We start from the raw sequence: 12987 nt of genomic DNA on the forward strand, positions 1-12987 counted from the left end.
AATTACCGTTACTTAAAATGTTATCTATTTAATAATAAAATATTTGTATTTTTAAAAAATTCATAAATTGCAGCAACAAATATTTATAAATATTACGAAATGAAAAAAATCACACCTTTTAAACCCGTAAATAAAATACGAATTGTAACTGCTGCTTCGCTTTTTGATGGCCATGATGCATCCATAAATATTATGCGTAGAATTATTCAAGCAACTGGTGTAGAAGTTATTCATTTAGGTCATGACAGAAGCGTTGAAGAAGTAGTAAATTGCGCTATTCAAGAAGATGCCAATGCAATTGCAATCACTTCTTATCAAGGCGGACATACTGAATATTTTAAATATATGTTAGACCTTTTAAAAGAAAAAAACGCTGCACATATTAAACTTTTTGGCGGTGGTGGAGGTGTAATACTTCCTTCTGAAATTGAAGAATTAATGCAGTACGGAATCACAAAAATTTATTCTCCAGACGATGGTAGAAGCCTTGGACTACAAGGTATGATTAATGATATGGTTAAAAAAAGTGACTTTACCACTGGTGAATTTATTGATTTTAAAGTTTCGGACTTAAAAAGTAAAAACGACCGACAATTAGCAATTGCTATTTCAGCTGCTGAAAACTTTTCAGAAAAACATACTAAATTTATTAAAGAAATTAGAAATTCATCAAAAACATCTGATACACCAGTTTTAGGTATTACAGGTACTGGTGGTTCTGGAAAATCTTCTACCGTAGATGAAATTGTAAGACGCTTTTTAAATGATTTTCCTACAAAAACAATTGCAATTGTTTCGGTAGACCCTTCAAAACGTAAAACTGGAGGCGCGCTTTTAGGCGATAGAATTAGAATGAATGCCATTAACAACAACCGTGTTTATATGCGCTCATTAGCCACACGTCAGGCCAACTTAGCACTTTCAAAACACATAAATGATGCAGTTAACATTCTAAAAGTTGCTGGTTTTGATTTGGTTATTTTAGAAACTTCTGGAATTGGACAAAGCGATACTGAGATTATAGAACACTCTAACGTTTCTATGTATGTTATGACACCAGAATATGGCGCTGCAACACAATTAGAAAAAATTGATATGCTAGATTTTGCAGATATAATTGCACTTAATAAATTTGATAAACGCGGCGCCTTAGATGCACTTAGAGATGTAAAAAAACAATACCAACGCAATCATAATTTATGGGAAGAAGCTATTGATTCTATGCCAGTTTTTGGCACTATTGCTTCACAATTTAACGATCTTGGTACAAATCAATTATACCGCTTTTTAATTGAAAAAATAAACGAAAAAACCAATTATGATTTTAAAAGTAATTTTAAATTTAAAACAAATTCGGTTAAAAATCAATTTATAATTCCTCCAAATAGAACCCGCTATTTATCTGAAATCACCGAGAATAATAGATCTTACAGCAAAAAAAGCCTTCAACAAAAAGAAATAGCTGAAAAATTATATGGAATTTACAAAACTATTTGTTCCGCTGCAAACGTCATTTCAACGGAAACAACACAAACCTTTCTTTCTGAAACTGGGTTAAACGAAGATGAGATTCTAAAACAAGTTGACAATAGCGAAAATCACCAATTAATTTCACTGTTATTTAAAGAATTTACTCGTGTAAAAATGGATTTAAATCCGCATAATTGGAACATCATTTTAAACTGGGAAATCAAAAAACAAGCTTATAAAAATGAAGTATATTCTTATAAAGTACGAGATAAAGAAATTCAAATAAAAACACATAGCGAAACACTTTCTCATTTACAAATTCCAAAAATTGCATTACCAAAATATGAAGCTTGGGGAGCAATTTTATATTGGACTTTAGAAGAAAATGTACCAGGAGAATTTCCGTATACCGCCGGACTTTTTCCTTTTAAAAGAACTGGAGAAGATCCTACAAGAATGTTTGCAGGTGAAGGAAGTCCGGAACGCACAAACAGACGTTTTCATTATGTAAGTTTAGGCTTACCTGCAAAACGCCTATCCACCGCTTTCGACTCTGTAACTTTATATGGAAATGACCCAAATATTCGTCCAGATATTTATGGTAAAATTGGAAACGCCGGTGTTTCTATTTGTTGTTTAGACGATGCTAAAAAATTATATTCAGGTTTTGAATTAACAAACCCTACAACATCTGTTTCTATGACTATTAACGGCCCAGCCCCAATAATGCTAGGCTTTTTTATGAATGCCGCCATAGACCAAGAATGCGAGAAATACATTATAAAAAACAACCTTAAAGAAGAAGTTGAAGCTAAAATAGGTTCAATTTATAAGAAAAAAGGAGTTAACAGGCCAAAATATCAAGGAAAACTTCCCGAAGGAAACAACGGTTTAGGTTTGCTATTATTAGGTGTAACTGGAGATGAAATACTACCAAATGAAATTTATCAAAAAATTAAAGCTGAAACTATTTCAAAAGTTAGAGGTACTGTTCAAGCTGATATTTTAAAAGAAGATCAGGCACAAAATACCTGTATTTTCTCTACTGAATTTGCATTGCGTTTAATGGGTGATGTTCAAGAATACTTCATTAAAAATAGTATTCGAAATTTTTATTCAGTCTCTATATCTGGCTATCATATTGCAGAAGCTGGTGCAAATCCAATTTCGCAACTTGCATTTACTTTGGCAAACGGATTTACATATGTAGAATATTATCTTTCTAGAGGAATGGATATTAATAAATTTGGACCAAATCTTTCATTCTTTTTTTCAAATGGTATCGATCCAGAATACGCAGTAATTGGTAGAGTTGCTCGTAAAATTTGGGCAAAAACATTAAAATATAAATACGGAGCAAATTCAAGAGCTCAAATGTTAAAATATCATATTCAAACTTCAGGTCGTAGTTTACACGCACAAGAAATAGATTTTAATGATATTAGAACCACATTGCAAGCTTTGTATGCAATTTACGACAATTGTAATAGCTTACATACAAATGCTTATGACGAGGCAATTACAACTCCTACGGAAGAAAGTGTACGTAGAGCTATGGCAATTCAATTAATTATTAACAAAGAATTAGGTTTAGCTAAAAATGAAAATCCAATTCAAGGTGCATTTATTATTGAAGAATTAACCGATTTAGTTGAGGAAGCAATTTATTTAGAGTTTGATAGAATTACAGACAGAGGTGGTGTTTTAGGTGCTATGGAAACTATGTACCAACGCAGTAAAATTCAAGAAGAAAGCTTGTATTATGAAACATTAAAACACAATGGTAAATTTCCAATTATTGGTGTAAATACGTTTTTAAGCAGTAAAGGATCTCCAACAATTTTACCTCAAGAAGTAATAAGAGCAACTGAAAAAGAAAAACAACATCAAATAAATGTAGTTAAAAATTTAAACACCGCTAATGCAAATAAAGTAAAGGAACAACTTAAACTATTAAAACAAAAATCCGTTAACAATGAAAATATTTTTGAGCAATTAATGGAAGCTTGCAAAGTATGTTCTATTGGACAAATTACAGAAGCTTTATTTGAAGTTGGTGGTCAGTATAGACGGAATATGTAATTTTTTCAATTAAAAATGCATCTTTTTAATCATTTTTCAGTCTACTATATGAATATAAAATTTAATAATATGAAAAATAAAAATGAATGTTCTTGTAATTGTGAAGGTTGTAAAACTGGAAATTGTGAAAACTGCACTTGCTCAAATTGCACTTGTACAAATTGTAACTGTTAAAAAATGACAACAAATCAAGTTTGGAATAACTATTCAACAGATTTAAAACAATTTATCATCAGCAAAGTAAAAGATACTACTATTGCTGATGATATTTTGCAAGATATTTTTATTAAAATCCACACAAAACTTCATACTTTAAAAGACTTAAACAAGCTAAAATCTTGGACTTTTTCAATAGCTAGAAATTCTATTATGGATTATTATAATTCTAGAAATTTAGTTTTTGATATACCTGAATTAGAAGTTGATTTTGAAATTGAAAATAAAGAACATACTGAAAAAGATTGTTTGCATGGAATTTTAAAAAACCTTCCAAAAAAATACAGAGACCCTCTATTCTTATCAGATATAAAAGGAATAAAACAAACAGAAATCTCTAAAATATTAAATCTTCCTTTACCAACAGTAAAATCTCAAATTCAAAGAGCTAGAAAATTAATTGCTCAAGGTTTTATGGATTGTTGCGGGTATGTTATTAACGAAAAAGGAGTGCTACAGGGTGAATTAAAAGATAAAAAAGATTGTAAAATTTGTAATTAAATTACAGCAAAGAATTTACATAACGCCTGTGCATTCTTTTTAATAAAATAAGCTCTTTTCTAAGCAACCTTACAAAGTCTTTTCCCTGTATTTTAGTATTTTCTAACTTTACACAATTAGTGTATAAATTATCTATAAAATACTGAAGTGATTTTGCATATTTTAATTTTAATCTTGGATTTTCTTGAATTTCTGTTTCGGCAATTTTAGGCACCAAACCTAAAGAATCCATCACCAAAATATTAGCATATTTATCCGATGCCGATTTAGACAGATACATTTTATTTATACTTTTATCGTTTGTTACGTATGCAGCAACGCTTCGCGACAGACGAAAAACCTCTAACGATTTTTGATAAATTGTAGATTGACTTAAATTGTATCCTTTATTTTCTTGCATATCTTTAAAAAACTAACCCAAATTTAACAAGAATTCTCATAATTCATATTTAATAATTAAAGACAAATAACTATTTTAATTTAAATTTTAATATTTTTACTTTAAATTCTTTAATTATGAAATTAGACGATATAAACTGGAACATCTTAAAATGTTTGCAACAAAATTCACGCCAGTCTAATACTGAAATTGCAAAAAAAGTTGGTATTACTTCGCCAGCTGTTGCAGAAAGAATTAGGAAAATGGAGGATATTGGTATAATTGAAGGTTACTTTGCTAAAATTTCATATACCGAAACAAACTATCAGTTAAAAGCTATAATCACTTTAAGAGCTTTTATGGGGCGTTTAAAACCATTTTTAGAAACTGTAAAAACATTTGACGAAGTTGTAAATTGCTATAGAATTACGGGAAACGAAAATATTATTATGGAAGTAGTTTTAAAAAACCAACAACATTTAGAGCAACTTATAGACAAACTTATTACCTACGGCGAAACTAGAACCCATATTGTACTATCAGACATTGTAAATAACAACCCTATTTTGAAAAAAATTTAAAAGTTACATCTCATAACTAGCGCTCGTTTTCAACAAGTACCTCAGCTAACGCAAGCCTTATACATGTGCCGTCTTCTAAAATTTAATTACCCATCAGTATCAATAATTGTTAAAGCCAAACGGATTTTAAAATAGGCAATTTCAGCATTAAAATATTCAAAATAAGGCTTTAACGCAAAAGGACTTTCTAATTTTTCTTTAGCTCTCCTTACTTTTTCAACCTCTTCTTTAGTAACAAAATTATAAATATCTATATCTTTTCCTTCGGTATATAACAATGCTAAATGCGAAAAAATAGTAGTTGATTTTAAGTTTCTTTTTTCAGCAATTTCATCAATTGTTAAACCTTCTTTATATAAATCGTAAGTAATTTTGTGTGTGTCTTTCTTTTTGCGAGATTTTATTTTCTCATTTGAAAAAGCTACAATTTCAGCAATAAAATCCTCTCCATAAACCTCTAATTTACGCTGCCCTACTCCACTTATTTCTAAAAAGTCTGATTCACTCATTGGTCTAGCACGTTCTATTTCTTTTAAAGTTGCATCATTAAATACTAAATATGCTGGTATTTTTTCTGCCAACGCAATTTCCTGACGTAATTTTCTTAAACGTTCAAACAAAGTATCGCGTTTTGCTTTTTTAGTTTTAGTTGTTTTTTCATCATCAACTGGTTGTTCTTTAAATTCAACTGGTTTGGTTAAATTAACAACTTCATTTTTAAACAATACTTTTTCAGAAAAATCGGTTAGTTGTAAGGCATTATTTTTATGAAACGCAATTTCGCAATATCCTTGATTAATTAATTGAACAATATACTGCTGCCAATCTCTCCAAGAAATATCTTTTCCAACTCCGTGAGATTTTAATTTATCGTATCCTTTTTCTAAAATAGTTGCATTTTGCGCACCACGTAAAACATCAATTACGGTTCCAATTGCTTCACTTTCTTTTAATCTTGTAATTACAGACAATGCTTTTTGAGCAATTACAGTACCGTTAAAAAACTGTGGCGGATTTTTACAAACATCACAGTTTACACAATTTTCGGCTAATAATTCACCAAAATAACTCAGCAATATTTTTCTTCGGCAAGTTGTAGCTTCAGAAAACTGCTTCATTCTTTCTAATTTTGCTGCTTGCACTTCTTCATTAGTAGCTCCGCTTATAAATTTTCGTAACTGTATAACATCCGAATAACTATGAAATAATAAGGCATTCGCTTTTAATCCATCCCTTCCACTACGTCCAATTTCCTGATAATAACCTTCAATATTTTTAGGCATATTATAATGTATAACCCAACGTACATTAGATTTATCTATTCCCATTCCAAATGCAATAGTTGCACAAACAACTTGCACTTTATCATAAATAAATTCTTCTTGGGTTTTGGTTCTTTCATTAAAACTTAAACCTGCATGGTACGATTTTGCGTTAATTCCGTTTAACTTAAGTTTGGAAGCTATTTGCTCAGTTCCTTTACGACTTAAACAATAAATTATACCCGATTCTTTTGGCTGTTTTTTTATGAATTTAATTATTTGAGATATTCTATCATTTGCCGGACGCACTTCCAACTCAATATTTTTTCTATCAAATGAAGCAATAAATTGTGTAGCGTGTGGTATGTTTAATTGCTCAATAATATCTGCCCTTGTAGCTTTGTCTGCGGTTGCAGTTAAAGCTATAATTGGTGTGTTTGGCAATGAGTTTTTTAAAAAACCAAGCTGCTGGTACGATGGTCTAAAATCGTGTCCCCAAGACGAAATACAATGTGCTTCATCAATAGCAATACAGCTTATAAACTCTTCATTTAAAATATTTTCTAAATACGATAAACTTTCTGGCGCTACATATAAAAGTTTTAATTCTTTTCTATAAATTTTCTCAAAAATCTCAGTTTGTTCTTCTGTTTCTTGACTACTATTGTAAAAATCAGCTTCAATTCCGTTTGCTTTTAAGCCATCTACTTGGTCTTTCATTAAAGCAATTAATGGTGAAATTACCAAAGTTAATCCATCAAACAATAACGCAGGTAATTGAAAACAAATAGACTTCCCTCCTCCTGTTGGCATAATTACCAAATTATCGTTTTTTTTAAGTACGGAAGTTATAATTTGTTCCTGTTGATCACGAAATGAATCGTAACCAAAGTACTTTTTTAACGTAGGAATTAATTTTTCTTGGGATTCTTTTATAGTCATTTAACAAATTTTCTACAAAAATACATTTAATTAACAAATTAGAAGAAATTGAAATTACCAATACTATTTTCAATATTATTTCAATATTTTCTAAAGATTGTAAGTTTCATTTACAATATATTAAAATTTTTATCGGATAGTTTAGTTTATAAGGCTTAAACGTCAACTTCTTATAAAAAAAAGTATGCTTCCCTCGTAAAACTTTCGTAATTTCGTCAGCTTAAAGTTTGACTTACAAAATAAATTAAAAAAAGATGAGTAAAATAATGACAGTCGACATATTGTCGAGTATTAAAGGAGCACAACCCTCTGAGGCTGTGAACAAATTATTTGATGTAATTAAAAATGCACAACCAACAAATAATAATTCTTTAAATAATGTCAATTATAATTGCGTATCGGTTAATAATTTAAGAGAAGATGTTGTTATTGAAAGTTCAGCTATTGAGAAACAACTAATTATTGAAAACTTCCCGAATAAAAAGAATGGTTATTTAGTAGTTGCAAAAATTATTGAAGACTAGAAACAATTACAGATTTCAAATTATGAATTACGAGTTGTAATTTAAAAATTCAACTACTAACAATTCAACACAAAATTAAATGGATTCTCAAATAAAACACATACACCAACAATTGGTGACTCAACAAATAACTTGTACAGAACTGGTACAAGAAAGATTAAACTTACTTAAAGAAAACACACATAATACCGTAAATTCTTTATTAGATGATTCTGCTTTAGAATTGGCTGAAAAAGTAGATACCAAAATAAAAAATGGTGAAACTATTGGACTTTTAGAAGGTATTCCTTTTGGAGTTAAAGATGTATATATGTTACAAGGAACTTACACTACTGCTAGTTCCGATTTATTAAAAAATTACAAATCTGCTTATACTGCAACGGCAATTCAAAAATTATTAGATGCTGGCGCAATACCGTTAGTAAAAGAAAATTGCGATAGTTTTGGACACGGTTCATCTAGTGAAAACACTATTTTTGGAGCCGTTAAAAACGCTGTAAACCCTGAATTAGTTGCTGGTGGTTCTAGCGGTGGTTCAGCTGTAAATGTTGCTAAAGATTATACTGTATTTTCAATTGGTGGAGATACTGGAGGTTCTATTCGCCAGCCTGCTGGTTACAACCATATTTATGGTTTAAAACCAACTTACGGGCGTATTTCTAGATATGGAATAATGGCTTATGCATCGTCTACCGATTGTGTTGGCCCTCTTGCTAAATCTGTTGAAGATATTCGTATCATTTTAAATACAATGAGTGGAAAAGATATTAAAGATCAAACTTCAATTATATCAAAAGAAATTGACGAAAAAGCAATTTTAAATAACACGGTGAAAACAATAGGTTACTTTAAAAACTTTATTGATAATGATGCTATTGATGCTGAAGTAAAAGCTGATTTTTTAGCCAATATTGAAAAAATTAAAGCAACCGGAATTAAAGTTAAAAAATTAGATTTCTTTAAATCTGATATTTTAGTATCTACCTATTATACGCTAGCAATGGCAGAAACTGCTTCCAACTTATCGCGTTTAGATGGAACTAATTACGGTAACAGAATAGAATCTGAAAATTTAATTGAATCTTACGCTGTAACACGTTCTGAAAATTTTTCAGAAGAAACAAAACGCAGAATTGTTGGAGGAAATCAAGTTTTATCGCAAGGTTTTTCTGATGAAATTTACCTAAAAGGATTGGCTTTAAGAGATCAAATTTCAGAAAACTTTAGTAAGGATTTTAAAGAAGTTGATGTTATTTTATCACCCGTTACACCAAGTGCTCCACCTAAAATTGGAGAAAGTTTAAAAGACCCGCACGCTATGTATTTATCTGACGTTTATACTGTTGGTTTTAGTTTAGGACAATTACCTACCTTAACCATACCTCAAGGAACAGTTACAGGTTTGCAAATTACGGCGGCAAAAAATAATGAAGAACTTATATTGAAGTTTGCTAACTTCTTAAAAGAAACTATATAATGGAATTAGAACAATTAAATGCTGCTATAAAAAAGCACGATTTAGAATTGGTAATAGGACTGGAAACTCACGTTCGATTAAATACCAAAACCAAGTTGTTTTGTTCTTGTCCAAATCAAGAAATTGAAACACCAAACACTAATATTTGTTCGGTCTGTACAGGACAAATGGGAGTTTTACCTGCCATAAACAAAGAAGCTATTACCAAGGCTATTTATTTTGGAAAAGCGGTAGAATCTTCGTTCGACAATGAAGTAATATCCTGGGACAGAAAACATTACGAATATCCAGACAATCCAAAAAACATACAAATAACGCAATTTCACAACCCTATAATTCCAGACGGACACGTTTCTTGTTATAGAAATGATGGTTCACAATTTACTGTGAATTTAACTCAGGTTCATATTGAAGAAGATGCGGCAAAATTAATGCACGAGAAAAAAATATCGTTGGTTGATTTTAACAAAGCCGGTGTTCCTTTAATTGAAATTGTTACAGAACCTTGTATCAGAAATATTGAAGATGCTTCAACCTACGCACAATACATTCAACGTATTGTTCAAAATTTAGGAATTTCTGAAGCAAACCTTGAAAAAGGTGAATTTAAATCAGACGTTTCTGTGTCTTTACGTAAACGAAGAACTTACGATTTAAACCCAAGAACTGAAATTAAAAACTTGAATTCGTTTAAGTTTATGGTTGATGCTTTAAAGGAAGAAATTGAAAAACAACTTAATTATTACGTTGAACATAAAGAATTTAGACCTGATCAAACCACAGTTTTATGGGATGCTGATTTAAAGCAAACCAAAACAATGCGTAAAAAAGAATTTGAAGCAGATTACCGTTTTATTTCTGAACCAGATTTACCTTTTGTAAGCATTAAAAACGAAATTAAAGCAATTTCTGTAGATTCAAGCGCATTGCCTTTTGCTGTTGAAACTGTTTTAATTAAAGGTGGTGTTTTACCGCAAGACGCAAAGTTTTTTACTGCCGACGCTATACGTTCTAAAGTATTTATGGACATAAATAAGGTTTTAAAAGATCCTTCTTTTGTTGCAAAAACTTTAGTAAACAATATAAAACCAGATGATTATTCAGCAATAAATAATATTGAAAGTTTAATAGAAATATTTCAATTATTTAAAGCCGAAAAAATTACAGCTGTATTGGCTCAAAACGGAATTACTTCGTATTTAAAAGATAGAACTTTTGATTACAACAAGTATTTTGAAGAAAACACTATTTCAGAAGATAAAATTAAAGAAGCAATACTAAAAGTAATTTCAGAAAATGAAGCTATAGCTAATGATATTAAATCTGGAAACCAAGGAAAAGCAGGTATTTTAGTTGGTAAAATTATTGCAATTATTGGAAAAGGAGCTTCTGGAAAAGTTATTAGACAAGGTATTTTAAATGAACTAAATGCTAGTAATACAAATTTAAAAGATTCTCAAGAAGCTAAAAACAAGTTGAACGGAATTGAAGAACATACTTCAAAAGAACAAGACGAAACACTTCCTGAAATTCCTATTATAATTAAAGATACGTATAGAACGCACAAAGCTTCAGAAATATCAGAAAAAAACATCACCGAAAAAGTTACATTAGCAGGTTGGGTTTCAAGTGTTCGTGACCACGGTGAATTAATGTTTATTGATTTACGAGATTCAAGTAATGAAATTTTTCAAGTACGTTTAAGTAGAGAATCGTTTCCAAATTTAGATGAACTTGTAAAATTAAAACCAGAAACAGTAATTTCTGTAACTGGAAACATTGTGCAACGTAATGAAGACGATTATAACGCTAGTTTAAGAACTGGAAAAATAGAGTTAGAAACTTCAGAATTAGATATTTTAAATCTTTCTAAAACATTGCCTTTTGAAATAAAAAGAGCCACAAAAACTAGTGAAAATATTCGTTTTCAATATAAGTTTTTAGACCATAGAAACGATGATGTTAGAAGAGCAATAGTTAACCGTCATAAAGTAATTAAGTTATTACGTGATATTTTAGATGATGAAGAATTTTTAGAAATTGAAACACCAATTTTAACTGCAGGAACAGATGAAGGAGCTCGTGAATTTATTGTTCCAACACGTAAACAACCAGGTTCATTTTACACATTACCACAAGCACCTCAACAGTTTAAACAAATGTTAATGGTTAGTGGTTATGAAAAATATTTCCAAATTGCACGTTGTTTTAGAGATGAGGATTCTCGTGGAGATCGTCAACCAGAATTTACGCAATTAGATATTGAAATGGCATACGCAAGTATGCAGCAAATTATAGATTTAAACACAAAAATGTTTAATGAAATAGTTAAAAAAATATATGGTAAAAAGTGGATTTTACGTCCGTTTGAAGTAATTACCTACAAAGAAGCTATGGATAAATATGGTTGCGATAGACCGGATTTACGTTATGGTTTACAAATGCAAGATATAACAAGTATTGTAAAAGATACCACATTTCAAGTATTTAGCAAGCCAATTGAACAAGGCGGAATTGTAAAATGTATTAAAGTTTCTGCCAAAGAACAAGGCGAAAGCCGTATGTCTAAAGGTCAAATTGAAAACTTGACTGCTATTGCACAACAAAATGGTTTAGGCGGATTGGCATATATTATTGTAAATGAAAATGATTTACAATCGCCTATAATTAAATTTTTAGGTGCTGAAATTGCTGCTGGAATTATTAATGAAACCAATGCTGAAGTTGGAGATATTGTATTTTTCTCTGCCGCGGATTACGAAACTGCAAACAAGGCTTTAGATGCTGTTAGACAAGAAATGGGTAAAATTTTAGGATTGATAAATCCTAAAGAATTACGTCCGGCTTGGGTTGTTGATTTCCCTATGTTTGAAAAAACAGATGAAGGTAGATGGACATTTACGCACAACCCATTCTCAATGCCTGCAATTTATGATTTAGAAAAGCATATAAATGGTAAAGAAGACGAAATTGGAACCATAATTGCCCAACAATACGACCTTATTTTAAATGGTTATGAAATTGGTGGAGGATCAGTTCGTGCACATAAAGCGGAAATTTTAGAGGCAACTTATAGAAATATGGGCTATTCTAAAAACGAAATGATAAAAAGTGTTGGTGCTATGTACAAAGCGTTTCAATATGGTGCGCCACCACACGGAGGAATTGCTTGGGGAATTGACCGTTTAATGATGATTTTAGAGAAAAAAGCATCTATTAGAGAAGTTATGGCTTTCCCTAAAACAGGAACTAGTGACGATTTACTTTTTGGAGCACCTTCAAAATTATCAGACAAAAAAGTAGAAGAACAAAACGTAAGAGTTTTAAGAAAATAACTTAACTTAAATACTTTAAAAGAGGTTATTGAAAATGTATTTTCAATAACCTCTTTTTATATTTATTAAAATATTCACCATAATATTTAGCTTATTAACCCCTTAAAATACAATTATTTATGGTAACTTTACTACTGGATTATTTATCCGTTGATGTTAATTACACTTCTAGTTCTTCTAAATGAACTAATAAGGCTTTTTAAAAAAAACCTTTCTAA

At 30.3% G+C, this 12987-nt stretch carries 8 protein-coding genes; 6 read left to right on the plus strand and 2 right to left on the minus strand.

The window, feature by feature from the left end; genetic code table 11:
• Positions 1–99: 99 nt before the first annotated feature.
• Entirely contained in the window at positions 100–3552 is a 3453-nt protein-coding gene (locus MKD41_RS07835) for a methylmalonyl-CoA mutase family protein (protein WP_240244874.1), read from the plus strand.
• A gap of 177 nt (positions 3553–3729) precedes the next feature.
• Complete coding sequence (locus MKD41_RS07840; protein ID WP_240244875.1) at positions 3730–4269, plus strand: sigma-70 family RNA polymerase sigma factor; 540 nt, start codon at positions 3730–3732, stop codon at positions 4267–4269.
• Between the two features lies 1 nt (position 4270).
• Here the strand turns inward: MKD41_RS07840 and MKD41_RS07845 are convergent, their stop codons facing one another.
• Entirely contained in the window at positions 4271–4669 is a 399-nt protein-coding gene (locus tag MKD41_RS07845; protein WP_240244876.1) for a hypothetical protein, read from the minus strand.
• Positions 4670–4785: 116 nt separating this feature from the next.
• Here MKD41_RS07845 and MKD41_RS07850 point away from each other — a divergent pair, with 116 nt between their 5' ends.
• Positions 4786–5229 carry an Lrp/AsnC family transcriptional regulator gene (locus MKD41_RS07850; RefSeq protein ID WP_240244877.1) on the plus strand — a complete coding sequence of 148 codons (444 nt, stop codon included), beginning with the start codon at positions 4786–4788 and terminating at the stop codon, positions 5227–5229.
• Between the two features lie 86 nt (positions 5230–5315).
• Here the strand turns inward: MKD41_RS07850 and recQ are convergent, their stop codons facing one another.
• The gene (recQ, locus tag MKD41_RS07855; protein ID WP_240244878.1) at positions 5316–7433 is read right to left on the minus strand and encodes a DNA helicase RecQ; all 2118 of its coding nucleotides are present in this window, start codon (positions 7431–7433) and stop codon (positions 5316–5318) included.
• A gap of 254 nt (positions 7434–7687) precedes the next feature.
• Here recQ and MKD41_RS07860 point away from each other — a divergent pair, with 254 nt between their 5' ends.
• The 3 genes from MKD41_RS07860 (at position 7688) to gatB/aspS (ending at position 12769) form a co-directional block, all read left to right on the plus strand.
• Positions 7688–7957, plus strand: coding sequence for a hypothetical protein (locus MKD41_RS07860; protein ID WP_240244879.1), 270 nt, complete (start codon positions 7688–7690; stop codon positions 7955–7957).
• A 79-nt stretch (positions 7958–8036) separates the two neighbouring features.
• Positions 8037–9434 carry an amidase gene (locus MKD41_RS07865; RefSeq protein WP_240244880.1) on the plus strand — a complete coding sequence of 466 codons (1398 nt, stop codon included), beginning with the start codon at positions 8037–8039 and terminating at the stop codon, positions 9432–9434.
• Positions 9434–12769 (plus strand): bifunctional amidotransferase subunit GatB/aspartate--tRNA ligase AspS, encoded by a 3336-nt coding sequence (gene gatB/aspS, locus MKD41_RS07870; protein WP_240244881.1) that lies wholly within the window; start codon positions 9434–9436, stop codon positions 12767–12769. The genes MKD41_RS07865 and gatB/aspS overlap by 1 nt, the downstream gene beginning before the upstream one ends.
• The last annotated feature ends 218 nt before the right edge of the window (positions 12770–12987 follow it).

The organism is Lutibacter sp. A64 (assembly GCF_022429565.1).
In the GTDB taxonomy this organism is placed as follows: Bacteria; Bacteroidota; Bacteroidia; order Flavobacteriales; family Flavobacteriaceae; genus Lutibacter.